Source organism: Pseudarthrobacter sp. RHLT3-21 (genome assembly GCF_059383495.1).
Window position 1 is genome coordinate 42,759 of the sequence record NZ_JBWZCI010000003.1, and the last position, 24,313, is coordinate 67,071.

25 protein-coding genes are annotated in these 24,313 nt (G+C 66.7%); 20 read left to right on the forward strand and 5 right to left on the reverse strand.

From position 1 onward, the window contains the following. The first annotated feature begins 156 nt into the window (after positions 1-156). The gene (locus AC50YA_RS04350) at positions 157-1,170 is read left to right on the forward strand and encodes a hypothetical protein (protein WP_494981134.1); all 1,014 of its coding nucleotides are present in this window, start codon (positions 157-159) and stop codon (positions 1,168-1,170) included. A gap of 212 nt (positions 1,171-1,382) precedes the next feature. After that, a complete protein-coding gene (locus AC50YA_RS04355; protein ID WP_494981135.1) occupies positions 1,383-2,243 on the forward strand; it encodes an HAD family hydrolase in 861 nt (286 codons plus the stop codon). 113 nt (positions 2,244-2,356) lie between these two features. Here the strand turns inward: AC50YA_RS04355 and AC50YA_RS04360 are convergent, their stop codons facing one another. Continuing rightward, complete coding sequence (locus AC50YA_RS04360) at positions 2,357-2,509, reverse strand: hypothetical protein (protein ID WP_494981136.1); 153 nt, start codon at positions 2,507-2,509, stop codon at positions 2,357-2,359. Between the two features lie 185 nt (positions 2,510-2,694). Here AC50YA_RS04360 and AC50YA_RS04365 point away from each other — a divergent pair, with 185 nt between their 5' ends. Both AC50YA_RS04365 and AC50YA_RS04370 read left to right on the forward strand, forming a co-directional pair. Continuing rightward, on the forward strand, positions 2,695-3,549 hold the full coding sequence (locus AC50YA_RS04365) for a helix-turn-helix domain-containing protein (protein ID WP_494981137.1): 855 nt from the start codon (positions 2,695-2,697) through the stop codon (positions 3,547-3,549). 118 nt (positions 3,550-3,667) lie between these two features. Then, positions 3,668-4,018 carry a DUF1761 domain-containing protein gene (locus AC50YA_RS04370; protein WP_494981138.1) on the forward strand — a complete coding sequence of 117 codons (351 nt, stop codon included), beginning with the start codon at positions 3,668-3,670 and terminating at the stop codon, positions 4,016-4,018. 102 nt (positions 4,019-4,120) lie between these two features. On the opposite strand, the gene AC50YA_RS04375 is transcribed toward AC50YA_RS04370, so the two are convergent. After that, on the reverse strand, positions 4,121-4,720 hold the full coding sequence (locus AC50YA_RS04375; protein ID WP_494981139.1) for a hypothetical protein: 600 nt from the start codon (positions 4,718-4,720) through the stop codon (positions 4,121-4,123). Between the two features lie 143 nt (positions 4,721-4,863). Between AC50YA_RS04375 and AC50YA_RS04380 the strand changes: the two genes are divergently transcribed. Then, positions 4,864-7,308 (forward strand): phosphoketolase family protein, encoded by a 2,445-nt coding sequence (locus AC50YA_RS04380; RefSeq protein WP_494981360.1) that lies wholly within the window; start codon positions 4,864-4,866, stop codon positions 7,306-7,308. 76 nt (positions 7,309-7,384) lie between these two features. Here the strand turns inward: AC50YA_RS04380 and AC50YA_RS04385 are convergent, their stop codons facing one another. Continuing rightward, a complete protein-coding gene (locus tag AC50YA_RS04385) occupies positions 7,385-8,710 on the reverse strand; it encodes a carboxylesterase family protein (RefSeq protein WP_494981140.1) in 1,326 nt (441 codons plus the stop codon). A gap of 212 nt (positions 8,711-8,922) precedes the next feature. Then, on the reverse strand, positions 8,923-9,411 hold the full coding sequence (locus AC50YA_RS04390; RefSeq protein ID WP_056347687.1) for an inorganic diphosphatase: 489 nt from the start codon (positions 9,409-9,411) through the stop codon (positions 8,923-8,925). Positions 9,412-9,565: 154 nt separating this feature from the next. On the opposite strand from AC50YA_RS04390, the gene dacB reads away from it, so the two are divergent. From dacB to AC50YA_RS04465, 15 genes are all read left to right on the forward strand, one after another. Next, positions 9,566-11,053, forward strand: a complete 1,488-nt coding sequence (dacB, locus tag AC50YA_RS04395; protein ID WP_494981141.1) for a D-alanyl-D-alanine carboxypeptidase/D-alanyl-D-alanine endopeptidase — start codon at positions 9,566-9,568, stop codon at positions 11,051-11,053. 244 nt (positions 11,054-11,297) lie between these two features. Then, complete coding sequence (locus AC50YA_RS04400; protein ID WP_494981142.1) at positions 11,298-12,431, forward strand: zinc-dependent metalloprotease; 1,134 nt, start codon at positions 11,298-11,300, stop codon at positions 12,429-12,431. Positions 12,432-12,545: 114 nt separating this feature from the next. Further along, on the forward strand, positions 12,546-13,616 hold the full coding sequence (gene tilS / locus AC50YA_RS04405) for a tRNA lysidine(34) synthetase TilS (protein WP_494981143.1): 1,071 nt from the start codon (positions 12,546-12,548) through the stop codon (positions 13,614-13,616). A gap of 30 nt (positions 13,617-13,646) precedes the next feature. Next, complete coding sequence (gene hpt / locus AC50YA_RS04410) at positions 13,647-14,198, forward strand: hypoxanthine phosphoribosyltransferase (RefSeq protein ID WP_463918294.1); 552 nt, start codon at positions 13,647-13,649, stop codon at positions 14,196-14,198. Positions 14,199-14,467: 269 nt separating this feature from the next. Continuing rightward, entirely contained in the window at positions 14,468-16,534 is a 2,067-nt protein-coding gene (gene ftsH / locus AC50YA_RS04415; protein WP_494981144.1) for an ATP-dependent zinc metalloprotease FtsH, read from the forward strand. 10 nt (positions 16,535-16,544) lie between these two features. Next, positions 16,545-17,189 (forward strand): GTP cyclohydrolase I FolE, encoded by a 645-nt coding sequence (gene folE / locus AC50YA_RS04420; protein ID WP_252601775.1) that lies wholly within the window; start codon positions 16,545-16,547, stop codon positions 17,187-17,189. A gap of 10 nt (positions 17,190-17,199) precedes the next feature. Then, on the forward strand, positions 17,200-18,120 hold the full coding sequence (gene folP / locus AC50YA_RS04425; protein WP_494981145.1) for a dihydropteroate synthase: 921 nt from the start codon (positions 17,200-17,202) through the stop codon (positions 18,118-18,120). Between the two features lie 11 nt (positions 18,121-18,131). After that, on the forward strand, positions 18,132-18,521 hold the full coding sequence (gene folB, locus AC50YA_RS04430; protein ID WP_494981146.1) for a dihydroneopterin aldolase: 390 nt from the start codon (positions 18,132-18,134) through the stop codon (positions 18,519-18,521). After that, complete coding sequence (gene folK, locus AC50YA_RS04435; protein WP_494981147.1) at positions 18,518-19,057, forward strand: 2-amino-4-hydroxy-6-hydroxymethyldihydropteridine diphosphokinase; 540 nt, start codon at positions 18,518-18,520, stop codon at positions 19,055-19,057. The genes folB and folK overlap by 4 nt, the downstream gene beginning before the upstream one ends. A 3-nt stretch (positions 19,058-19,060) precedes the next feature. Continuing rightward, the gene (locus AC50YA_RS04440; RefSeq protein ID WP_494981148.1) at positions 19,061-19,594 is read left to right on the forward strand and encodes a DUF3180 domain-containing protein; all 534 of its coding nucleotides are present in this window, start codon (positions 19,061-19,063) and stop codon (positions 19,592-19,594) included. Beyond that, complete coding sequence (locus tag AC50YA_RS04445; RefSeq protein WP_494981149.1) at positions 19,575-20,087, forward strand: PH domain-containing protein; 513 nt, start codon at positions 19,575-19,577, stop codon at positions 20,085-20,087. Before AC50YA_RS04440 ends, AC50YA_RS04445 begins: the two co-directional genes overlap by 20 nt. Beyond that, positions 20,084-21,721 (forward strand): PH domain-containing protein, encoded by a 1,638-nt coding sequence (locus AC50YA_RS04450; RefSeq protein WP_494981150.1) that lies wholly within the window; start codon positions 20,084-20,086, stop codon positions 21,719-21,721. Before AC50YA_RS04445 ends, AC50YA_RS04450 begins: the two co-directional genes overlap by 4 nt. Then, the gene (locus AC50YA_RS04455) at positions 21,714-22,604 is read left to right on the forward strand and encodes a Rossmann-like and DUF2520 domain-containing protein (protein ID WP_494981151.1); all 891 of its coding nucleotides are present in this window, start codon (positions 21,714-21,716) and stop codon (positions 22,602-22,604) included. Before AC50YA_RS04450 ends, AC50YA_RS04455 begins: the two co-directional genes overlap by 8 nt. 1 nt (position 22,605) lies before the next feature. Beyond that, a complete protein-coding gene (locus AC50YA_RS04460) occupies positions 22,606-23,532 on the forward strand; it encodes a 4-phosphopantoate--beta-alanine ligase (protein WP_494981152.1) in 927 nt (308 codons plus the stop codon). 82 nt (positions 23,533-23,614) lie between these two features. After that, positions 23,615-23,863, forward strand: a complete 249-nt coding sequence (locus tag AC50YA_RS04465) for an ANTAR domain-containing protein (protein WP_494981153.1) — start codon at positions 23,615-23,617, stop codon at positions 23,861-23,863. A 42-nt stretch (positions 23,864-23,905) separates the two neighbouring features. On the opposite strand, the gene AC50YA_RS04470 is transcribed toward AC50YA_RS04465, so the two are convergent. Then, positions 23,906-24,187, reverse strand: a complete 282-nt coding sequence (locus tag AC50YA_RS04470; protein ID WP_494981154.1) for a hypothetical protein — start codon at positions 24,185-24,187, stop codon at positions 23,906-23,908. Positions 24,188-24,313 lie beyond the last annotated feature (126 nt).

Consider the following 24,313-nt stretch of genomic DNA (forward strand, 5'->3'; position numbering starts at 1 on the left):
GAATTCCTAGGCTTGTTCGCGGATCTGAACCTTGAAGGTCCGGATCCGCGGACAAGCCTAGGAGTCTTGCTTCCGTGGCTTCCTCCATCGCCTGGCTTGTCCACATAGGGCCCGTTGCCTGCTGACAGGCGGGCCACGTGCAGGCAGCCTAGTGGCATGGAAATCATGCCCGGACTGATTGATTCAGCCGCCATCCTGCGTACACAGGCCGGCACTGATTCCATCCACCGCGACTTCAGGGCCGGAAAGCTGGTCAGGATCCGCCGCGGATTCTACGTCCCCACGTCTGAGTGGCTTCGTGCCCGCCCGTCGGAGCGCTTCGCCTGGTCGACGACGGCGGTTGCCAGGTCAGTGAAGGGCGCCGTGCTGTGCGGGGAAACGGCAGCCCTGGCTAGCGGCCTGCCAACCCTTAGGACGCCGGCGTTCGTCGAACTTGCAACGACACTTCCGGGACGCAGCGGGACGCGGCGGTCCCCGCTCTTGGTTCTCGGTGAGGAAACCGCAGCCAAAGAAGTGCGGGAAACGCGTTCCTATCCGCTCCGGTACCGGCTGAGGACGGCGACGGAGCCCGTGGTGCAGGGTGAATTCCGTTGCATGGGGCTGATCCAGACCGCAGTGGATGTCATGGTTTCGAGCAAGCTGAGCCAGGCTCTGGTGGTTGCTGACGGGCTGGCGCGACGGCTCAATATCGAAGGCCTCCTGCCCTCGGATGCCAACCTGTTGGCCGTGGTGGACATCTCCGACGGCATCGCAGCCCATTCGTTTGGGGCTGCCCGGCGCCGTGCGGAGCAGGTTGCGCGGCTGGCCAGTCCTCTGGCGGAGTCGGTGGGGGAGTCCTACAGCAGGGCCGCTTTCGAATTCCTCGGCTTCGAGCAACCCGTGCTCCAGCATGAACTGAGGGATGACGACGGCTTCATCGGCCGAAGCGACTGCTGGTGGCCGGAGCACGGTGTTGTGGGTGAGTTCGACGGCAAGGCCAAGTACGTGGATGCCGGGATCCGTGGAGACCTGACCGCCGAGGAAGCTGTATACCGCGAAAAGCTCCGCGAGGACCGGATCCGTGCGCTGGGGTATGGGTTTGCCCGCTGGAGCTGGGCCGATGTGGATAACCCTGACCGGCTGAGGCGCAAACTCCTGGCCGCGGGCCTGCGTCCACGGAACCGGTCCTAGTTCGCGGATCTGTGCCTTCACGGTCCGGATCTGCGAACACGCCTAGGAATTCCTAGGGCGTGCGGCGGGGAATCTACGGCTGGCAGGCGGGCGGACAGCGTGCCGAAGGTTAATACTCACACCGGGGATAACCTGTGAGTATTTACCGGGTGTTCATGGGCGCTGTGGCCTGCGTCCTAGCCGGTGTCAGGGGTCTCTGGTCTACTGGATGTATGACTACATTGACTGAAACCACAGTCGCTGGCATCGATGACCAGCGGATCGCAAACGAAAACAGCACCACCAAGTTCATGATTGCCCTGGACGTGGACGGCACTCTGGTGGACCACGACGGCCACATGTCCGCCCCGGTCCGTGAGGCCGCCCAGGCCGTGGTCGCCGCAGGGCACGACGTCCTGATCGCCACCGGCCGCTCCCTGAACGCCACGCTGCCCATCATCGAGCAGATCGGCATCGACCGCGGCTACGCCGTCTGCTGCAACGGCGGCGTGACTCTCCGGCTGGATCCGGACCTGGCCGACGGTTACGAAATTATCCACAAGGCCACCTTCGATCCGGCCCCGGCGCTTCGGGCGTTGCGGGAGAAGCTGCCCACCGCGAAGTATGCGCTGGAAGACGAGGACGGCAACTTCCTGTCCACGGAACGCTTCCAGGACGCCAGCTTTGGCGTCGAAGCGATCGGCGTCGACTTCCAGACGCTGCTGGAGGCCACCGCAGTCCGCCTGGTGGTGTTCAGCACCGAAAACACCCCTGAAGAATTCTCCACAACCATCCAGGAGATCGGCCTGGCTGGCGTCACCTACTCGGTCGGCTGGACTGCGTGGCTGGACATCGCCGCCGCCGGGGTCACCAAGGCCAGTGCGCTGGAACGGCTCCGCGGCCAGTTGGGGACTGAGCCCCACCGCACCGTGGCTATCGGTGACGGTCGCAACGACATAGAAATGCTGGGCTGGGCCGGTCGGGGCGTCGCCATGGGCCAGGCCCCGGAGGAAGTCATCGCCGCCGCGGATGAGGTCACGCATTCGGTGTTCGACGACGGCGCCGCGCACGTTCTCCGCAGCCTCATGCCGTAGGGCTGCTTCCGCCGCCTGGCCTAGAGTTTTTGTCCAGATAATGCTGCCTAAACGCCTCCAAATGGGCATTATCTGGACAAAAACTCCTCAGGGGGTTGGCTTAGCCGTACGGCCTACTTCTCGTCCGGTCCGAGGTCCGGCCCGGAGACAAAGCGGACGTCGCGGGTGGCGCTGCCTTGGAGTTTCAGGATGTCCAGGACGTCGCTGCCTTTCCTGATGAGCGGCCGCGGCACGCAGAGCGTGCGCTGCGGTCCGCGGCTCACCATTCAGTGGATCGTCCTCGCTGGCCAGGGGGTAGCCGACGACGGCGGGTGTCGCCGGCGTCGTCAGCACATGGTAGGGCGGTGACGGCCGCTGCCAGTACAGCCACCGGCCTTCGGATTCTTCGTGCGGAGAGGTGTTCGTCGGCGCCCTCCCGGATCTGGACTCCCGCCGGCCGTAAACTGCTCGTGTGCTCTACGAGGAGTGTCCTGCCCCAGCCCGGCTGCAGCCGTACGTCAGCCACTTCTGGTTTGTGCGCGGAGCTCCGACTGCGAAGTACGAAAAAATCCTTCCGGGCCCATCCGCGCACCTGATTCTCAACCTGTCCTCGCCCTACCGCCTGATCGACCCGTTTGCCGAGGTGCCGGAACGGGGCGCCAGAGAATGGCGCGCCACGGAGGTCGCCGTCGGCTTCTATTCCGGCGTCCAGCGCAGCTATCTCATCAGCGAAAATCCGCCGCAGCTGTTCAATATCGGGGCCGTGCTGGAGCCTTACGGCATCGCCGCGTTAACTGACGCGCCGCCGTCGCAACTGCAGGGCTCGGTGCAGGACACGGACGGGTTCCTGCCCGGATTTTCGGCCCTGCGTGACGGACTGGCAGACGCTGATCCGGCCGCTGCTTTCGAGGCGCTTGACGGTTTCCTCACGTCCCGGCTCCATGCTGGCGTGGACGATCGCACGCGGGCGGCGGTGGCGCTGTTGGCCGGGGAAGACATCCCGGTTGCCGAGCTGGCCCACCGCCTGGGCATCAGCCCGTCCACCCTGCAGCGGATCATGATCCGCGACTGCGGAATCACGCCTAAAAGCTACGCCGATGTGTGCCGTTTCTACCGCTTCGTCAATGCCGCAGCGTTGCTGCCCGCCAGCAGTTCAAGCGGCACGGAGCTCTTGGGCCTGGCCGATTACTACGACCAGCCGCACCTGATCCGCACCTTCCGGCGCTTCAGCGGATTCACGCCGTCGGAATACCTCCGCCTCATCCGCCAACACGGTCCCGATTACGCCACGTTCGTTCCCTTGGAAACCCCGACGGCGGTCCGCTGACGGGGTGCCCACCATATCCGCCGCGCGGTGCGGCTTTTCTACAAGACACAGGGGGAGGGCTGACGTAGGCTCCACCCGTAGGCGCCGCCGAACGGCGTCTGCGGGAGGGGTGACTGCGGTGGAACTGAACATCAACTGGCTGGCCGTGCTGCTGGCCGCGCTGGCGAGCTTCATAGTGGGAGGGCTCTGGTACTCGGTGCTCTTCGCCAAAGTATGGCAACGCGAGGCCGGCGTGACGGATGAGCAGCTAAAGCACGGAACAGTGCGGGTGTTTGTGGGATCGTTCCTGCTCGCGGCGGTGATGGCGGTGGTGCTCGCGGCCTTTATCGGCAGCGGTGGCGCCGGCTTCGGTGCCTTGGCCGGGCTGGCTACCGGCGCGGCCTGGGTGGCAGCCGCGTTGGGCGTCAACTACCTCTTTGAACGCCGCAGCCTACGCTGTTCGCCATCAACGCCAGCTACAACATCGTGACCTTCACGGCGATGGGGGCGATCATCGGCGCCATGCAGTAGCGGCCCTGCAAAGGCGCGCTGAACCAAATGTGTTGCGCTGCCGCGTTCAGCGCAGATCCGTTCAGCGCACCTCAAGGATGAGACCCAGCAACCGTGCGGCGGCGGGACGGGCAGCGTGTTCCTCGGTCCATTGGGCCCTGGCCACTGCTTTGCTGACGGCCTGCGTGGTGATGCCGAGTTCCTGCGCCACGGCCTTCTGCTGCCCGCGCACGCCCGGCGTCATGAGGTCCAGGACGCGCCATTCAGCCCCGGATCTGTCCCGCACAATATGGCCCAAAAGCCGCAGCACTGCCTCGGCTTCGTGGGCGACGTCCGCCAGCGGTCCTTCCACGGCAACCGGGATGCGTTCTTTGCTGTTCCGGAGCCGGTCCACCGCGCGCCGGGCATAGATCAGGCCGTGGCCGGAGGCATCCTTGATCTGGTTGGGAAGCGGCTCGTTGACCGGCCCGACGCCGAGCCCTACGTACCAGGAGCCGCAGCGCAAGGCGACCAGGGCAGCCTCCACGGCCTGGTGCGGGCAGTCCACAATGCCCTGGACTTCATCCTCCACAGACCGATCGAAATCCAGGCGCGCGGGTATATGCCGCAGGTCCTTCAGCAGCTGAGGGACGCGGTCGCCGTCGCGCCGGCTATCCGTTTGGTTGATGGTCAACGTGAACATGTGGATCACAGACTACCGGTTAGGAGTTGGCCCAAGGCAAGTCGGCGAGGAGTCCCCCAGGGGCAGGGTTGTGCCGCGTACCGATAGGTGTTGCGATGGAGGCTCAGCTGCCGACGGCGGCGCGCAGCTACGTGAGGATGGTCATGGCCGGCAGCATGGGGCAGGACAACTTGGGGCAGGAAACACTGGACCTTGTGGACCGTTGGTGGCGGGCCGCGAACTACCTATCCGTGGGACAGATCTACCTGCGCTCAAATCCGCTGCTGCGGGAACCCCTCGCCGCGGACCACACCAAGTCCAGGCTCCTGGGCCACTGGGGCACCACTCCCGGGCTGAACTTTGTCTACGCACACCTGAACCGCGTGATCCGCCGGGACTCGCAGGAAATGCTCTTCGTTGCCGGCCCGGGCCATGGCGGTCCTGCTGTAGTGGCGAACGCCTGGCTCGAGGGCACGTACTCCGAAATCTACGGCCAGGTGGGCCCTGACGAGGCAGGAATGGCCGAACTCTTCCGCCAGTTTTCCTACCCCGGCGGCATTCCCAGCCACGCGGCGCCGGAGACCCCGGGGTCCATCAGCGAAGGCGGCGAACTCGGGTACGCGCTGGCCCACGCCTACGGGTCCGTGTTCGACAACCCCCAGCTGATCACCGCCGTCGTGATCGGCGACGGCGAGGCCGAAACAGGGCCGCTCGCGGCGAGCTGGCACTCGCACAACTTCCTGGATCCGGCCGCGGATGGTGCCGTCCTGCCCATCCTGCACCTGAACGGCTACAAGATCGCCAACCCCACCATCCTGGCGCGTATGCCGCAGGAACAGCTGGAGCAGTTGCTGCGTGGTTACGGCCACGAACCGTATTTCGTGACCGTCCAGAACCCGGACAACACGGAGCAGGCGCACCGGGACTTCGCTGCCGCCGTCGACGCCTGCCTGGCCGGGATCCGCGCTATCCAGGACTCCCGCCGGGGCAAGGCGGGCGGGGCGGGCGGGGCGGACGGGAAAGCGCACGACGGCGGCGCTACAGCCGGCGCCCCCGGAAACGGCGCTGCGCCGCACTGGCCCATGATCGTGCTGCGCTCGCCCAAGGGCTGGACGGGGCCGCGGATAGTGGACGGACTCGAGGTGGAGGGCACCTGGCGGAGCCACCAGGTCCCGTTGGCGGAAGTCCGCACTAATGGCGCACACCTGAAACAGCTCGAGGAGTGGCTGAAGTCCTACCGTCCGGAGGAACTGTTCGACGGCGACGGCCGGCTCCGGCCCGGCGTCGCCACGAACGCGCCCACCGGGAACCTCCGGATGAGCGCCACCCCACACGCCAACGGCGGACTGCTGCGCAAACCCCTGAAGCTGCCCGCCTATGCCGCCCACGCCGTCGACGTCACGGAGCCGGGCACCGAACGGATCAGCCCCATGATCACCCTGGGCTCGTGGATGCGGGACGTCATTTCACTGAACATGGAGAACTTCCGCCTCTTCGGGCCGGATGAGACGGCATCCAACCGGCTTCAGGCCGTCTACGAAGTGACCGACAAGGTCTGGCAGTACCGGATTGACGACGTCGACGAGCACCTTGCGCGTTCGGGCCGGGTTCTGGAAGTGCTCAGCGAGCACCTGTGCCAGGGCTGGCTGGAAGGGTACCTTCTGACCGGCCGGCACGGGGTGTTCAGCTGTTACGAGGCATTTATCCACATCGTGGATTCGATGTTCAACCAGCACGCCAAGTGGCTCAAGGTCCACCGCAAGCTCCCGTGGCGCCAGCCCGTAGCGTCGCTGAACTACCTGCTCTCGTCCCATGTGTGGCAGCAGGATCACAACGGTTTTTCGCACCAGGATCCCGGCTTCATCGATCACGCCGTGAACAAAAAAGCCGAGGTCATCCGGGTGTACCTGCCGCCGGACGTGAACACGCTGCTCTCGGTCATGGAGCACTGCCTGGCATCCACCGATTACGTGAACATTGTGGTCAGCGGCAAGCAGCCATCGCCCACGTGGCTGGGCCCGGCGGACGCGGCGCACCACTGCCGGCGGGGGCTGGGCATTTGGGAGTTCGCGGGTTCGGAGGTGCCGGGGGAGGACCCGGACGTTGTTCTGGCGTGTGCCGGGGATGTGCCCACCGTGGAAACGGTGGCCGCGGCCGAACTCCTGAAGCGGGGTGTCCCGGGGCTGAAGGTCCGGGTGGTGAACGTCGTTGATCTGATGCGGCTCCAGGACTCGAGTGAGCACCCGCACGGCCTTCCGGCGTCGGACTTTGACGGAATCTTTACCCCGGACAAACCGATCATCTTCGCCTACCACGGCTATCCCGCGCTGATCCACCGGCTGGCCTATCGCCGCACCAACCAGGAGGGCCTGCACGTGCGCGGCTACAAGGAGGAGGGAACCACCACAACGCCGTTCGACATGGCCATGCTCAACGGGATCGACCGCTTCCAGCTGGCCATCGATGCCATTGACCGGGTACCCGGCCTGGCCGAAAAGCACTCGCTGCTGCGGCAGGACCTTCAGGACCGGCGGATCCAGGCCCGCGAACACACCCGCACGCACGGCGAGGACCCGGAGGAGATCCGGAACTGGGTACTCAACGCCTGAGACCCTTCAGAGTTTTTGTCCACATAATGCCGCTTTGCCACGGCGGCACGCCCTTTAGCTGGACAAAAACTCGGGCTTACATCGAGCGGTACTTGAGCGCGCCGGGAATCCCGCCCGTCTCACCCAACCCGTCGCCACGGGCAAAGTCAGCCCACAGCCGGCGCATCTCACGGCCCACGGCGTCGATCTCGTCCCAGGTTGCGCCCTTGAGGAGCCCGGCAGTGGCCCAGGTCTGTTGGTTTCCGAAGAGCAGCGGCAGGTCAACGGTGTGTGCGGCACGGTAGTAGTTCCCGGGTGCACCCCAGGAAAGGACGTAGCTGTAGGCCTTGCCGCCGGCGCGGGCGTGGCGGCGGGCAAACTTCCGGGCTGCCCGGCCGTAGACCGCCTCCGTCACCGCCCAGTTAATGGCCCGCACGGCGGCCGCACCCAGCACCGGGACCTTGCCCAGAAGGCTGACCACGGGACTCCGGGGCAGGAACAGCCGGGCCTCGTCGGATGTGTGCCCGATCAGCACGTCGATGCCCGGGGCTGTGGCGTTCCAGGCGGCCTCAACGCGTGATTCCGGCGGCAGCGGGGCGTGCCCGTACTGGGTGCCGAACGGCATGGCTGCCATCAGGCCGTACTTCCGGGCCACCTGAGACACATGATCTTCGATGGCCACCACGTCCAGCATCGGGGTGTCTTCCGTGACGGCTTCGGCCGCGATGCCCATGGCGCGGCTCATCTTGTGCCGGCCGCGGGTGATTCCCAGCGGTGCACTCTGGATGATGGCCCGCCGGAACAGGGCCGGCGCCTCCGGAGTGGCCATGAGGTGGACTACGGAGTCGCCGCCTGCCGACTGCCCGAACGCGGTGACCCGCCCCGGGTCACCGCCGAAGGCCGCGATGTTGCGCTGCACCCACCGGAACGCTTCCATCTGGTCCAGCAGGCCGAGGTTCGCGGGCCGGCCGGTGCCGGTGGCCAGGTATCCGAACATGCCCAGCCGGTAGGTCACGGAGACCACAATGACCCGGTTCTCGGACACCAGGGACTTGGCATCAAAGATCGCCAGGTCGCCGGATCCCGACGTGTAGGAACCGCCGTGCAGCCACACCATGACCGGGACCTGCTCGCCGTCGGCAAGCCCGGCCGGAACGGTGATCGAGAGGCGCTGGCAGTCCTCACTTCCGGGGAGTTCGCCGTAGCGGGTACCCAGGACGTCGTCCAGGAACGGAACGGGGCCCTGCGGGCAGGCCGGCGCGAGGGTGGTGGCGGCAAAATCGGCGGTCCAGCCGGACGCCGCCACCGGCGGCTGAAAGCGGCCAGCGGTGGCGTAGGGGATGCCGGTAGCGCGCACCACCGCACCGTCCCGCCACCCAGTGAGTGGTCCGCGCGGAGGATTAAACGAAGGCTCGGAACTCACAGGCCAACGATCCCACAGATCTCGTCAGAGTTTTTTGTCCAGATATCGGGACTTTAACGCTGCCGAAGCCCCTATATCTGGACAACAACTCGCTAAACAACGACGGCGGGTGCCGGGCTCTCGCGAACCCGGCACCCGCCGTCGTACCAAACAGGGCCCACGCCGTCAGGGTTCTCTGACCCAGCGAAGCGAGGTGAGGGAGACGGTGGGGATTAGTGCGCTGCCGGCACGTAACGCTTGATGGAAGCTTCCAGCTCGGCCTCGGCGGCGGCGCGGTCGCCCCAGCCCTCAGCCTTGACCCACTTGCCCGGCTCCAGGTCCTTGTAACGGGTGAAGAAGTGCTCGATTTCCTTGATCAGGAATTCGCTGACATCGCTGATTTCCTGGATGTGGTCAAAGCGGGCGTCAACCGGGACGCAGAGGACCTTGGCGTCTCCGCCGCCGTCGTCGGTCATGTTGAAAACGCCGATGGGGCGGGACTCAACGATGACGCCGGGGTGCAGATCGAAGTCCTGCAGGAGCACCAGTGCATCCAGCGGATCGCCGTCTTCGCCCAGGGTGTTTTCGAAGAACCCGTAGTGCGTGGGGTACTGCATGGAGGTGAAGAGGACGCGGTCCAGGCGGACGCGGCCGGTCTCGTGGTCAACTTCGTACTTGACTCGTGATCCCTTGGGAATCTCGATGGTCACGTCGTGCTTCATGGAATGCTCCTCGGCAATTGCAGGGGGTTCGCGGCACAGGAGATGAACAACAAAAAGGAGTGTCGGTGCCGCCGACTACTATTGAGGATATAGCGAGAGGCCCAGGTTTCAGGAACTTGCGGGGAAATTTCAGGACTTGAGGACCAGCACCAGCATGAAGGAAACATCGGGCCCCGGCGCGTTCCGGCGCACGGTCCAGCGCGGACTGCGTGCCTGGCCCACGGCACTCCTCCTGGCCGTGATCGTTGCCCTGGCCCTCCCCGCCGCGTGGCTCGTCGCCCCTGCTTTCGTCGTCCCGCCGCCGCCGCCAGCCACGCCCGTGGTGCCCGCCTGGCAGCAGCCCCCGGCCACGCTTTCCGCCCGGCAGGGCCTGGCTCCGCTCACGGAGTCGGCGCCAGTCCCCCTGCCGTCCGCCGTGGCCGCGCAGTTGGACGCCTTGTTAAAGCCCGACGGCGACGGCACCTTTACAGGGCTGGTTCAGGATGCGATCACTGGCCAGGTCCTGTTTGACCGCGGTGGTTCGGAGAGCCGGGTCCCGGCCTCCAATATGAAGCTGCTCACCGCGGTGGCCGCCCTCCGGGCAATCGGGCCGGCCCGCCGTTTCAGCACCAGGGCTCTGACCGGATCAGATGCCAACCAGGTGGTGCTGACCGGCGGCGGCGACGTCCTCTTGGGCGTCGGGGAATCCGCGCCTAACCAGGTCATGGGCCACGCCGGGCTGGCCACGCTGGCCACCGCCACCGTGAACGCGCTCCAGGCCAATGGAACAACCGGCGAGCTGAAGGTCCTGGTGGACGACTCCCTGTTCAACGGCCCAACGCTGAACCCCGCGTGGGCTGACGGGGACGTTGCGGCGGGCGAAGTGGCCCCGCTGTACCCTCTGGCGCTGAACTCGGCGCGCTTTGACCCGGCCGTGACCACCGGCCCGCGCCCCCAGGACTCAGCAATCACCGCCGCGGAGGCGTTTGCCGCGCAGCTCAAGGCGGCAGGTGCCGCTGCGGGACTGGCGGTAGCGGCCGGCGTCGAACGTTACACCGCGCCTTCGGGCGATGTGCCCCCAGGAGGAGAGCCGGCGGTCCTGGCCGAGGTCCAGTCCGCCACGGTCGGCCAACAGGTTGACCTCATGCTGCAGACCTCGGACAACTACCTGGCGGAGGTCCTGGGCCGGATGGCAGCCGCGGCTGCGGCGGAGCCCGCCAGCAACGACGGCGCCACCGCGGCAGTCCGCGCCCAACTCGCGGACCTGGGGATCCCCACGGACGCCATGAGGCTGGCGGACGTGTCCGGGCTGGCGCTGGCCAACCAGGTCTCCGCGCGCCAGTTCGTGGAAGTGGTGCGTGCCATCACCACCGGGACCGATACCCGTTTGCGGGCTGCGCTGGATGGATTTCCGGTCGCGGGGCTGACCGGAACACTGGACACCCGATATGTGAATAACGCCACTGCCCGCGGTGCCGGCCTGGTGCGGGCCAAGACCGGGACCCTGAACTCCGTGATCGCACTCAGCGGCTACGTGGTGGACGCAGACGGGCGGCTCCTGGTCTTCTCGTTCATCGGCAACGGTCTGGCGCCTGGTGCGGCCGGGAACCGGGACGCCCTGGACCGGGCCGCCACGGCGCTCGCTGCCTGCGGCTGCCGCTAACCGGGCACGAGCGGCCTCCGAAACACCCGTCCTGGCAGCTACCGCGGTCCCCAAGGCAACAGCGGTCCAGCCCCGCAAAAGCGGTGCCGGGCCCCTGTCCGTGCGGGGCAGGGCAGCCCATGCGGGTCAGGGCCGCTGCCACGCGGTCGGTAACTGGCGCTCCTCCGGTGCCCGAAGCCCAGGGGCTTTCGCCGGTGAGCGAACTTAAGGACCATCCGCCGTCCGCTGTGATGTGATGGGGACTATGGAGTCCACTGCGCGTGATTCGTCAGCCCCGGCATCATCCAGCCCGGCCCAGGCCCTGATCAACTGGGACCTGGCCGCGTCCACGGCGGCCCGGCTGGCCTCTGCAGGGCCCACCCTCACCTCTGCGGAAATCGGCGAAGCCGTGGACAGCCTGCGCCGCTTGGCGGACGTCTCCGTCCCGCACGTCCACGAAATCACGGGCCTCGAAGCCGCACGCGACCTCCGCGACTCCTCTGTCCTGGTAGTGGACCGGGCCAGCTGGGCCAAGGCCAACACGCAGAGCTTTGCCGTGATGCTCAAACCCGCCATGGAAAAAATGCTCGAAAGCCGCCGCGGCAACGTCAGCCCGGCGGCGGCCAGCGTCAGCGGCGCCATCACGGGTAGCCAACTCGGCGCTGTCCTGGCGTTCCTGTCCAGCAAAGTCCTGGGCCAGTACGATCCGTTCGCCGCGCTCGCCGAAGGTTCCAAAGCGCCGGCCGCCGGCCGGCTGCTGCTTGTGGCGCCCAACATTGTGGCTGTGGAGCGCGAGCTTAACGTCACGCCGGAGGATTTCAGGCTCTGGGTCTGCCTGCACGAGCAGACGCACCGCGTGCAGTTCGCGGCCGCGCCCTGGCTCCGCCATCACATGCTTTCCGAGATCGACAACCTCAGCGGGCACCTGCTGGGCAACGTTGATTCGCTGATGGAGCGTGCATCCGCCGCCGCGCGTTCCCTCAAGGACCGGACCGCCACGGGCAACACTCCCGGCCGCGGCGCCATCCTGGACCTGCTGCAGAACCCCGAGGAGAAGGCGTCCCTGTCCCACCTGACGGCAGTGATGAGCCTGCTGGAGGGCCATGCCAACGTGGTGATGGACGCCGTCGACGCCAGCATCGTCCCCTCGGTCAGGACCATCCGGCAGCGCTTCACCGACCGTGGCAAGGACCGAGGCGTGATGGAGAAATTCATCCGCAGCCTTCTGGGCCTGGACGCCAAGATGCGCCAGTATTCCGACGGCGCCAAGTTTGTCCGCGCGGTCGTGGCTGTTGTCGGCATGGAGGGTTTCAACCGCGTGTGGGAATCCGCCGACAACCTCCCCACCGAGCCCGAAATCCACGATCCCAAGCTGTGGGTTGACCGGATGGGCCTCTAGGTGCCGGACACCCCAAAGCTGCCGCACGCTCCAAAACTGCCGGACACCCGCACGGCTTCAAGCGGACGACGACGGCCCGGCCGGCTGGCGCCCGTCGTCGGCAAGGCGCGCAAAATGGTCCAGAACGCCCTGGCGGATGCCGGCTATCCGGCGCACGTGCTGGTGGCCTGCAGCGGTGGCCCGGATTCGATGGCCCTCGCGGCGGTGGCAGCCTATTTCGCCCGACGCGGCCACGTTGACGGGCACCCCCTGACGGTCGGCGCCGTGGTGGTTGACCACCAGCTGCAGGAGGGCTCGGCCCGGGTGGCTGCCGCCGCCGTCCAGGCACTGAAGGAACTGGGCCTCTCCCCGGTGGACCTCCGGACCGTTACCGTCGCCAGCACCGGGATGGGCCCGGAGGCTGCCGCCCGGGATGCCCGCCATGTCGCGTTGGAGGCCGCGGCCCGGGAGCACGGAGCCGCCGCGATCCTGCTCGGTCACACCCTGGACGACCAAGCCGAACAGGTCCTGCTGGGCCTTGCCCGAGGCTCCGGCACGCGCTCGCTGGCGGGCATGCGGCCTGCCCGAGGCCTGTTGCTGCGGCCCTTCCTGGGCCTGCGCCGCGCGGATACCCTGGAGATCTGCGACGTCGAGGACCTCGAACCCTGGCATGATCCCAGTAATTCCGACCCGTCGTTTGCCCGCTCCCGGACCCGGGTGGAGGTGCTGCCGCTGTTGGAGGAAAAACTCGGGCCCGGCGTGGCTGCATCGCTGGCCCGGACAGCGTCCATCCTGCAGCAGGACGCCGACTATCTGGAGGACGTGGCAGATCGCACATTTGCCGCCCTGGCCCAGAGGTCCGGACTGGAGATCAGCCTCCCGGAGGAGGCCCTGGGGGAACTTTCCCCGGCCATCAGGTTCCGGGTCATCGCCAAGGCAGCGGCCGACGTCGGGGGCCAACAACCCAGCTACCAGCGCCTTTTGGCGGCGGAAGCGCTGCTGCGGCGGCAGGGTTCCGCCGGTCCCGTGGAGCTGCCTGGCGCGGTGAGCGTGTACCGGCTCTCCCTCGCCGAGCTGACCCAGCGGGATGCGGCGGAAATGCGGCCCGGGACCCCTGACGGGCCCGACGGCGGCGCCCCCGTTCCCCGCGAAGCGGCCCGCTGTGGGAAGCTAGTATTCCGGCCTCAAAAACCGCCCCAAGAATAGTCGCACCCCGCATCTACACAGGAGCCATTGGTGGATTCAAACGACGTCCAGGCAGACCTCAAGCACGTTCTCTACACCAAGGAACAAATCCAACAGCGGATCGGCGAGCTCGCTGCGCAGATCGACAAGGACTACGAAGGCCGCGAAATCCTTCTGGTCGGTGTGCTCAAGGGTGCTGTGATGGTCATGGCCGACCTCGCCCGTGCACTCCACAGCCACGTTTCGATGGACTGGATGGCAGTGTCCTCCTACGGCTCCGGTACCCAGTCCTCGGGTGTTGTTCGGATCCTCAAGGACCTGGACACGGACCTGATGGGCAAGGACGTCCTGATCGTCGAAGACATCATCGACTCCGGCCTGACCCTGTCCTGGCTCAAGACCAACCTCGAATCCCGCGGCACCGCATCCGTGGAGATCTGCACCGCCTTCCGCAAGCCCACGGCCGCTAAGGTGGAGATCGACGTCAAGTACGTCGGCTACGACATCCCCAACGAGTTCGTGGTGGGCTACGGCCTGGACTACGCCGAGAAGTACCGCAACCTGGACTTCGTGGGCACCCTCGCCCCGCACGTTTACGAGTAACCACTCCCGCCGAGATGGCATTTCACGGCAGTCCCAGGACTGGACATTGCCGTGACATGCCATCTCGCTGCATTTAAGCCAGCGGGGCAGACCGCTGGGCGGCTGCCGGGGCGCCCCCGGAACCGCTACGCCCAGAGGGAACTTTTGAGTGGTACCGTGCGTGAATTACTCCGAACGGTGTATAGCTAGTAGCTGATGCAGCACCACACGCGCGCAGATCCACTCGCCGTGCAGCACTACCAGGAGGGACGGGGCCAGCCCCCGAACAGATGAAAGCTAAGAGTTTCTTCAAGGGCCCGGGCATCTGGATCGTTGTTGTGATCGCCATGCTTCTCGTGGCCTTTGCAACACTGGCTCCCGCTGGTGCGGCACGGATCGACACGGACAAGGGCCTTGAGCTCCTCGCCGACAGCGGCAAGGTTGAGCAGGCAAAGATCTTCGACGGCGAAAACCGCGTTGACCTGACACTTAAGGACACCCTGGATGTCAACGGGCAGGACAAGGGCAAGAGCGTCCAGTTCTTCTTTGTTGATGCCCGCGCCGCCGACGTCGTCAAGGCCGTCACTGCTGCCAAGCCGGCGAACGGCTACACGGATCAGCCGATCGAAAGCAACTGGTTCTCCGGGCTGCTATCGCTGCTGATCCCTGTCATTCTCCTCGGTGCGCTGTTCTGGTTCCTGATGACCCGGATGCAGGGCGGCGGCTCGAAGATCATGCAGTTCGGCAAGTCCAAGGCCAAAATGGTCAACAAGGACATGCCGCAGGTGACGTTCGTGGACGTTGCCGGCGCGGACGAGGCTGTGGAGGAGCTCCAGGAGATCAAGGAGTTCCTCCAGGAACCGGCCAAGTTCCAGGCCGTGGGCGCCAAGATCCCCAAGGGCGTGCTGCTCTATGGCGCCCCGGGAACCGGCAAGACCCTCCTGGCCCGCGCGGTCGCCGGCGAGGCCGGCGTGCCGTTCTTCTCCATCTCCGGCTCGGACTTCGTGGAAATGTTTGTCGGCGTTGGCGCCTCCCGTGTCCGCGACCTCTTTGAGCAGGCCAAGAACAACTCGCCCGCTATCATCTTCGTCGACGAGATCGACGCCGTCGGCCGGCACCGCGGTGCCGGCATCGGCGGCGGCAACGACGAACGCGAGCAGACCCTCAACCAGCTCCTGGTCGAGATGGACGGCTTCGACGTCAAAACCAACGTCATCCTGATTGCGGCCACCAACCGCCCCGACGTCCTGGACCCGGCCCTGCTGCGTCCGGGCCGTTTTGACCGTCAGATCTCGGTGGACGCCCCGGACCTGATCGGCCGCGACCAGATCCTGCAGGTGCACGCCAAGGGCAAACCGATGGCCCCGGGCGTTGACCTCAAGGCCGTGGCGAAGAAAACCCCCGGCTACACCGGCGCGGATCTCGCGAACGTCCTGAACGAGGCCGCCCTGCTGACCGCACGCTCCAATGCCAACCTCATCGATGACCGCGCCCTGGACGAGGCCATCGACCGCGTGATGGCAGGCCCGCAGAAGCGCAGCCGCGTGATGAAGGAACACGAGCGCAAAATCACCGCGTACCACGAGGGCGGACACGCCCTGGTGGCGGCTGCCCTGCGGAACTCGGCCCCGGTCACCAAGATCACCATCCTGCCCCGCGGCCGCGCCCTGGGCTACACCATGGTGGTCCCGGAGAACGACAAGTACTCCATCACCCGCAACGAACTGCTGGACCAGATGGCCTACGCGATGGGCGGCCGCGTGGCGGAAGAGATCGTCTTCCACGATCCCTCCACGGGAGCCTCCAATGACATCGAAAAGGCCACCTCCACGGCCCGCAAGATGGTCACCGAGTACGGCATGAGCGAGCGAGTCGGTGCGGTACGCCTGGGCCAGGGCGGCGGCGAACCCTTCCTGGGCCGCGACGCCGGCCACGAGCGGAACTACTCGGACCAGATCGCCTACGTGGTGGATGAGGAAGTGCGCCGCCTGATCGACCAGGCGCATGACGAGGCCTACGCCATCCTCACCGAAAACCGGGACGTCCTGGACCAGCTGGCCCTGGAACTCCTGGAACGGGAGACCCTCAACCAGGCCGAAATCGCGCACATCTTCACGGACATCCGCAAGCGTGACTTCCGCGAGGTGTGGCTTTCCAAGGAGACCCGTCCGGTCCAGCAGGCCGGCCCCGTGGAATCCCGCCTGGAGAAATCTGAGCGCGAAGCCCAGGAGGAAGCCAAGCACGCCCGCCTCGAGGAACCGCTGGACGCGCTCCCGCTGCACCCGCAGGGTGTCCCGGATGACGCCGCGTTCCAGGGCGGCATCCCCGACTCCGGGCCTGACGCCACGCACGGCTAAGCTTTCTTCTGTGACTCACTTCGACGACGACGACGCTCCCGCCTCCGCCGGACACCCGGCGGAGGACGGATCCCACCACAAAAAGCACGAGAAGGTGGACCGGCCCCGGATTGAGGCGGCCGTCCGTGAAATCCTCCTCGCCATCGGCGAGGACCCGGACCGCGGCGGCCTTGTGGACACCCCCAGGCGGGTGGCCAAAGCCTACGCCGAGGTGTTCTCAGGGCTGCACCTCGATCCTGCGGACGTCCTCTCCACCACCTTCGACCTGGACCACGAAGAACTGGTCCTGGTCAAGGACATCCCGTTCTACTCAACGTGCGAGCACCACCTGGTGCCGTTCCACGGAGTGGCCCACGTCGGCTACATTCCCTCCCACGAAGGAAAAGTGACCGGGCTCAGCAAGCTGGCACGCCTCGTGGACATCTACGCCCGGCGCCCCCAGGTGCAGGAGCGGCTCACCACCCAGATCGTCGAAGCAATGGTCAGCCACCTCAAGCCGCGTGGCGCGATTGTCGTTGTCGAATGCGAACACATGTGCATGTCCATGCGCGGTGTCCGCAAGCCCGGAGCAAAGACCGTCACCAGTGCGGTCCGCGGGCAGCTTCATGACCCGGCCACCCGTGCCGAAGCCATGAGCCTCATCCTCGGAAGGTAAGTAACAGACCATGGACTCACTAGCTGCAGCCCCGGGAACCGGGCCCGCAACATCTCCGCTGCCCATCCTGCGCAAACCCCGCCCCGCCGCGAAATTCGCCGACCTGCCCACCGGCCGCACCCTGGTCATGGGCATCCTGAACGTCACACCGGACTCCTTCAGCGACGGCGGAAAGCACGCCACGGCTGACACTGCCATCGCGGCAGGCCTTCGGATGTTCTACGCCGGAGCGGACATCATCGACGTCGGCGGCGAATCGACGCGCCCCGACGCGGAGGACGTCAGCCCGGAGGAAGAACAGCGCCGGGTGATCCCCGTCATCGAAGCCCTGGTCAAGGCGGGCACCCTGGTCAGCATCGACACCACGCATGCCTCCACGGCCGCCGCTGCCCTGAAGGCCGGCGCCGCCATCATCAACGACGTTTCCGGGCTGACCATCGAGCCGGAGATGGCCGAGCTCGTAGCCGCATCCAAGGTGCCGTATGTCCTCACGCACCGCCGCGGCGACGCCCGCACCATGAACTCCCTGGCCGAATACCAGGATGTGGCCGGCGAAGTGGTGGCAGAATTGGCCGGCGTCCGCGACAAGCTCTACGCAGCCGGGGTGAGCAAAGAGCAGATCATCGTTGACCCGGGCCTGGGCTTCGCCAAGAACGACGCCCAGAACTGGGAGCTCCTGCAGCACCTGGACCAGCTGCATAGCCTGGGGCACAAGGTCCTGGTGGCCGCCTCCCGCAAGCGTTTCCTGGGCACACTCCTCACCGTCGCCGGCAAGTCCGCCGCTCCCGAGGAACGCGACGCCGCCACGGCCGCCATCACCGCGATCAGCGCGTTCCGGGGGGCCTGGGCCGTCCGTGTGCACGACGTCGGTCCAAGCCTTGACGCCGTCAAGGTGGCCGCGCGGATGGCCGCCGCCCCTACCACCACCTAGGCCGGGCACCCATGGACAGGATCACGCTGAGCGGCGTCACCGCCGTCGGCCATCACGGCGTCTTCGATTTCGAGCGCCGCGAAGGCCAGCCGTTTGTGGTGGACGCCGTGCTGCACCTGGACTTCGCCAAAGCCGCAGTATCCGACGACGTCCGGGACACCGCCCACTACGGCGAGGTGGCTGAGCGGATCAAGGACTGGATCACGGGGGAGCCGCTGAACCTGATCGAGGCCCTGGCCGTCCGGATCGCCGATGGCCTGCTCGCCGAATTCACCATCCAGGCAGTGGACATCACCGTGCACAAGCCCAAGGCACCCATCGAAGTCCCCTTCGGCGATGTGGCTGTCAGCGTGCACCGGAACAGGACACACAGTGCCTGGCAGGACGGGCAGCGGTCATGAGCGGCGGATACACCAAAGCCGTCCTGGCCCTCGGCAGTAACCTGGGCGAGCGGAACGACACCCTGTCCGAGGCCGTTGCTGACCTGGTGGACCCGCCGGAGGTGCGCCTGCAGGCCGTTTCCCCGGTGGTGCAGACCAAAGCCGTTGGCGGCCCGGCCAGCCAGCCCGACTTCCTGAACATGATCATCACCGTGGAAACCACGTTGTCCCCGGCGGAGCTGCTGAAGCACTGCCAGGCGGTGGAAAACAAGCACCTCCGCGTTCGTGAAGTGCGCTGGGGACCCCGGACGCTCGACGTCGACATCATCACCTACGGCGACCTCACCAGTGACGACCCGGTGCTGACCCTGCCGCACCCGCGTGCCGCCGGACGCGCCTTTGTGCTGTATCCGTGGTCCCTCATCGAGCCGGCGGCCACCCTGGGCGGGGAACGCATCAGCGAGCTGGCTGCCCGCGCCCCCGACTTTGGCGATCTCGCCCCGTTCGACGGTTTCGGCGATTACGACGGCGCCCCCACAGCCGGGGCGGTCGAGTAACCGGTGAAGCCCATCAACCCTTTCCGCCTGCTGCTTATCGGCGTGGTCCTGACCGTGGCTGGCTGGTCTGCCACCGTGGTGACCACACGGTACAGCATGGCCACACCGGTTCTTCCGGCCACCGCGCTGGCCACCATGGGCGTGATTGTTGCCATCACCCTGGTTCTTGGCATCCGCGTGCTCCGGTGGCGCAACAGCACCAAACGCAAGAAGGCGCTGGACCCGATCCTGGCCGCCAGGACCCTGGTCCTCGCCCAGGCGTGCGCCTACGCGGGCACGGTCCTGCTGGGCTGGCACGCCGGGATCTTCCTGGACCAGCTGCGGATCTGGAACCTGCGCAGCGACCAAGGCATCACCTGGGTCGCAATTGCGATCGCCGGTGGCGGTCTGGTGATGATCGTCGTCGGCCTATTGGTAGAGCGGTTCTGCAAGATCCCGCCCGAAGACACCGATGCAACGCCCGGTGACGGGAAACCCGGCCGGGGGGTACGCGGCGAAGCCGCAGGGGAAGGCGAATATGCGTACAGAGGCGATTGATCCACCAGGCATTACCTGGCAGCGGGTATCCCCGAAATACGTCACCGTGCGGCTGGTGCAGTGGGCCATCGGGAACCTGGTCACGGTGATTGTCCTGTCCCTGCCACTCGTCTTTGTCCTGCTCGGCTCGTGGCGGTGGCCGCCCCTGTGGCTGGCCATCGCTGTCCCGGCGGTGACCCTGGTCCTGGCCATCTGGCGGCTGCTGCTGATCCCGCGCCAGGTGCGCGCCATCGGCTATGCCGAGCGCGACGATGACCTGCTGATCCGGGGCGGAATTTTCTTCCAACGGACCATGACGGTTCCCTACGGCCGCATGCAGTACGTGGACATTGGCGTGGGCCCGGTGGAACGCGGGCTGGGCCTCTGCACGCTCAAACTCCACACAGCCTCACCTGGAACCAACGCCAGCATCCCCGGCCTGCCCGCTGCGGAGGGGGCACGCCTGCGCGAGCAGCTCGCCGCCCGCGGCGAAGCGAGGCTGGCAGGGCTGTGACGTCAAACGTTCCGGAGGCCGGCGCGCCGAGTGCGGTTCCGGTAGCGCCCGACGGCGAGTGGCTGCGTGTGCATCCGGCGTCGCCTTTTGTGCGCGGCTGGGTGGCACTGGCGGCCATAGGGTTTTTCTTCGGGCGGGACATTTTCGAGCGGTTGCTGCAGGGCCGTCCTCTCTTTGAGGAGGACTTCGCGGGCCGGGCACCCTGGCTGGTGGCCGGCGGCGGCATCGTGTTGGTAGTGACCGTGCTGGGCTTCATCCTGACCTGGTACTTCACCAAGTACCAGGTCTCCGAAGGGTATGTTCGGGTCAACTCCGGCTTCCTTTTCCGGCAGCAGCGGCAGGCCCGGCTGGACCGCGTCCAGGCCATCGACATCGTGCAGCCCCTCCTGGCCAGGATCTTCGGCCTGGCCGAACTTAAGTTCGAGGTGGCCGACGCCGGTGAATCAGCCGTCAAACTGGCCTACCTGCGGATGGACGACGCCCGCCAGCTCCGGGCCACCATCCTGGCACGGGCCGCAGGCGTTGTCCCGGACCCGGCCCGGCCACAGGAAGCCGCACCCGAGGCGCCCGAATACCCGGTGCTGTCGGTGCCGCCGTCGCGCCTTATCGGTTCCCTGCTTCTCAGCGAGCAGAGCTTCTTCGTGGTGGTGGGCGGCATCGCCTCCGTGATCCTGTCCGCCGTGACGGAAAACCGCGGCTTCTTCTTCTACCTGATCCCGGCGGTGCTGGGCCTTGCCGCCAGCTACTGGGGCTCCTTTAATAAGGGCTACAACTTCACCGCGGCCATTTCGCCGGACGGGATCCGGCTCCGTTACGGGCTGCTGGACACGCAGGCGCAGACGCTGCCCCCGGGCCGGGTCCAGGCGCTGAAAGTGGCCCAGTCCCCGCTGTGGCGGATCTTCGGCTGGTACCGGATCCAGGTCAACGTGGCCGGCTACGGCGCCGCCGGAAGCAACGGCGAGACGGCGTCCCGGACCACACTGCTGCCCGTGGGCAAGCTGCCCGACGTCATGAGCATGCTCGCACTCGTGCTGCCGGATCCCGGAACGCCGGAACCCGGACGCATCTTCGTTGCCGGGCTCTCGGGGTTGGATTCCGACGGCGGATTCGTCACCACGCCGCACCGTGGCAGGTTCCTCGCTCCGCTGGGCTGGCGCCGCAACGGCTTCGCCACCACTGACACCGCACTGCTGATCCGCTCGGGCCGGTGGTGGCGGGAACTGGTGGTGGTCCCGCACCAGCGCACCCAGTCAATGGCACTGCACCAAGGTCCGCTCGCGCGGCGGTTCCGTGTGGCGGACCTTGTCCTGCACACCACAGCGGGGCCGGTCTCGCCGCGGCTCACCCAGGCCGGACTTGACGAGGCCCGGGCCCTTTTTGATGCCCAGTCCGCCCGCGCCCGGCTCGCCCGTAAGCGGCAGACCAGCGAACATTGGCTGGCAACGGTGGTTGAGCCTGGGGCCACGACCGCAGGGTTCCCTGACCGAGCTCGCGAGGTTAGGGAGCGGTTGGGGAGCGAAACCCCGGTGGTTGAGGCTGCTCCGGTGATTGAGCCCGCTCCGGTGGTTGAGGCTGCTCCGGTGGTCGAGCCCGTCGAAACCAGTCCCCAACAGGAAGGCCCGCATCGTGGCTAAGCCCGGGCGCCTTGGCGTCGGAATCATCGGTGCCGGGAAGGTGGGCGCAGTCCTTGGTGCGGCATTGCGCTCGGCCGAGCACGCCGTCGTCGGGGTTTCCGCGGTGTCCGAGGCCAGCCGTGAACGGGCGGAGACGCTGTTGCCAGGCGTGCCCATTCTGGAGATCCAGGACATTGTGGAACGGTCCCAACTGGTGCTCCTGGCCGTGCCCGATGATGCCCTCGCCGGACTGGTGGACGGTCTCGCCAAACTCGGAGCGTGGCAGCCCGGACAGATCGTGGCGCACACTTCTGGAAGGTTCGGAGTGGGGGTGCTTCGCCCGGTGCGCGCCGCCGGAGCCATCCCCCTTGCGCTGCACCCCGCCATGACATTCACTGGCATGAGCCTGGACCTGACACGACTGCTGGACTGCACTTTCGGCGTTACCGCTGATGCCGCGATGCTGCCCATTGCCCAGGCGCTGGTAGTGGAGATGGGTGCCGAACCCGTGGCCATCGCCGAGGGGGACCGGACGCTGTACCACGCGGCCCTTGCCCATGGCTCGAACCATATGGTCACCCTGGTGGCGCAGGCGTCGCAGCTGCTCCGCGACGTTGGCGTGGACGCGCCGGAGCGGATGCTGGGGCCTTTGCTGCGGGCCACGCTGGAGAACGCCCTCGCCTCCGGCGAATCGGCGCTGACCGGGCCGGTGGCCCGCGGCGATGTGGGGACGGTGGCGGCCCACGCTGAGGCGTTGCGGGAGTACGACGCCGGTGCGCACGGCGATGTGCTGGAGGCTTACCTCGCCATGGCCCGCGCCACGGCACTGCGGGCAAACAGCCGGGGGCTGCTCAAAGCGGATCAAGTAGGGGCCCTCCGCGCGGCCCTGGAAGAGGAAGACTGACATGGCCACGCAACTGGTGACAACTGCCGCAGCGCTCCGGGAAGCGAGTGCCCGGCTGCTCGCCCAGAAGACGGGCAGGTCGCAGGGCCTGGTGCCCACCATGGGCGCGCTGCACGAAGGGCACGCCCGGCTGGCGCGCACCGCCGTCGAACAGAACGACGTGGTGGTGGCGTCCGTTTTTGTGAACCCGCTGCAGTTCGGTGATGCGGTGGATCTGGACCGGTACCCGCGCACGCTCGACGCCGATCTTGCCCTGCTGGAAGCACAGGGCGTGGACCTGGTCTTTGCGCCGCCGGTGGAAGAGGTCTATCCCGGCGGCGAGCCGCTGGTGCGCGTGACCGCCGGCGCCTTGGGAGAGAAATGGGAAGGCGCCTCACGGCCAGGCCATTTCGACGGCGCCCTCACAGTGGTTGCCAAGCTGCTGCACTACGGGATCCCGGGCGCAGGGCTTCCGCCGGCCGGTGCTTTTGCCTCCGGCGGCGGGGGACTGCCGGCTTACCGGGCGTATTTCGGGCAAAAGGACGCCCAGCAGCTGGCGCTGGTGCGCCGGATGGTGGCGGACCTGAACTTCCCCGTCGAAATTGTTGCCGTTCCCACGGTCAGGTCCGAGGACGGCCTGGCCCTGTCCAGCCGCAACCGGTTCCTGTCCGCGGAGGAACGGGAGGCCGCCCTGGTGTTGTCACGGGCGCTGCGGCTCCTGGCGGAGCGGGCGAACGCCCACCAGCCGCTTGATCTGGAATCGGCCCAGGCCCTGGTGGAATCCCAGCCATTGGTGGGACTGGATTACTTCGACGTGGTGGATCCCCGCACCCTTGAGCCGCTGGCCGAAAACTGCCGGAAAGTCCCGTTCCGCGGCGAGGGCCTGGCCCTCATCGCGGCCAAGGTGGGGCCGGTCCGGCTGATCGATAACGTGCCGCTGAGCAGCTGATATGTAGCGTCCGGTTCCGGGCGCCCCAGAGCTCCTCATCACTGTTCGTCTTTCATGGCGCGGGCTTTGCTGAATTTGGCCCTTGCCCGACGTCGCCACCATCAGCCTCATGCAGGAACGCACCATCAGGGAAGCGGCACTGGTAAATGAGCAGCTGCAGCTGGCATTGAACACCCGGGTGCTGATCGAGCAGGCCAAGGGCGTCATTTCCCACACCGACGGCGTGGACATGAATGCAGCGTTCAACATGCTGCCCAGCCATGCAGGCGCCAACAGCCAGAGCATCCATGTGACCGCCGGGCGCATTGTGGACAGCAGTCTCACGTTGTAAGGCAGGGTAAGGTGCGCCTTGCGGGCGGAGGAAGGAGTTGCACTACTGTGTTGATTCGCCGTCGGGGTCGCGGTTGAGCATCAGCTGCCGGAGAAGCGCACGTTCGGGCCTGCCCGGGTTCTGGGCCACGCAGCGGCGCAACCTTGCCCTCGCCAACTCCTCGCCGGGGGCGGTTCCGCTGAGCACTTCGTCGATGATTTCCTGTGCCTGCCATCTGAGGGACTCCCGGGCGAAGTGCCTGACCTCGGCGGACGCTGTGGTGCTCTCAATCCACGGGTCAGTATCATCACACGCGACAAATTCGAACCTTCGCTCTGCTGACATTGGGGCCTCCTTACACCAAGCCGACAGGACCCTGGAGGGGATTCCATCGGAGTCAAAGCACTGCGTCCGGAAAACATTACCGCGAGTAAGACTGGTCTGTCTGCCCCTCGGGGTAAAGTATTCCTA

Excerpts from the sequence above, each read along its gene's own strand:
- AC50YA_RS04390 (WP_056347687.1), bottom strand. The coding sequence starts at position 9,411 with ATGAAGCACGACGTGACCATCGAGATTCCCAAGGGATCACGAGTCAAG.
- AC50YA_RS04375 (WP_494981139.1), bottom strand. The coding sequence starts at position 4,720 with ATGTTCACGTTGACCATCAACCAAACGGATAGCCGGCGCGACGGCGAC.
- AC50YA_RS04400 (WP_494981142.1), top strand. The coding sequence starts at position 11,298 with ATGGAGTCCACTGCGCGTGATTCGTCAGCCCCGGCATCATCCAGCCCG.
- tilS (WP_494981143.1), top strand. The coding sequence starts at position 12,546 with ATGGTCCAGAACGCCCTGGCGGATGCCGGCTATCCGGCGCACGTGCTG.
- folK (WP_494981147.1), top strand. The coding sequence starts at position 18,518 with ATGAGCGGCGGATACACCAAAGCCGTCCTGGCCCTCGGCAGTAACCTG.
- ftsH (WP_494981144.1), top strand. The coding sequence starts at position 14,468 with ATGAAAGCTAAGAGTTTCTTCAAGGGCCCGGGCATCTGGATCGTTGTT.
- AC50YA_RS04350 (WP_494981134.1), top strand. The coding sequence starts at position 157 with ATGGAAATCATGCCCGGACTGATTGATTCAGCCGCCATCCTGCGTACA.
- folB (WP_494981146.1), top strand. The coding sequence starts at position 18,132 with ATGGACAGGATCACGCTGAGCGGCGTCACCGCCGTCGGCCATCACGGC.
- AC50YA_RS04355 (WP_494981135.1), top strand. The coding sequence starts at position 1,383 with ATGACTACATTGACTGAAACCACAGTCGCTGGCATCGATGACCAGCGG.
- dacB (WP_494981141.1), top strand. The coding sequence starts at position 9,566 with ATGAAGGAAACATCGGGCCCCGGCGCGTTCCGGCGCACGGTCCAGCGC.
- AC50YA_RS04360 (WP_494981136.1), bottom strand. The coding sequence starts at position 2,509 with ATGGTGAGCCGCGGACCGCAGCGCACGCTCTGCGTGCCGCGGCCGCTC.
- AC50YA_RS04445 (WP_494981149.1), top strand. The coding sequence starts at position 19,575 with ATGCGTACAGAGGCGATTGATCCACCAGGCATTACCTGGCAGCGGGTA.
- folP (WP_494981145.1), top strand. The coding sequence starts at position 17,200 with ATGGACTCACTAGCTGCAGCCCCGGGAACCGGGCCCGCAACATCTCCG.
- AC50YA_RS04470 (WP_494981154.1), bottom strand. The coding sequence starts at position 24,187 with ATGTCAGCAGAGCGAAGGTTCGAATTTGTCGCGTGTGATGATACTGAC.
- AC50YA_RS04460 (WP_494981152.1), top strand. The coding sequence starts at position 22,606 with ATGGCCACGCAACTGGTGACAACTGCCGCAGCGCTCCGGGAAGCGAGT.
- AC50YA_RS04380 (WP_494981360.1), top strand. The coding sequence starts at position 4,864 with ATGGCCGGCAGCATGGGGCAGGACAACTTGGGGCAGGAAACACTGGAC.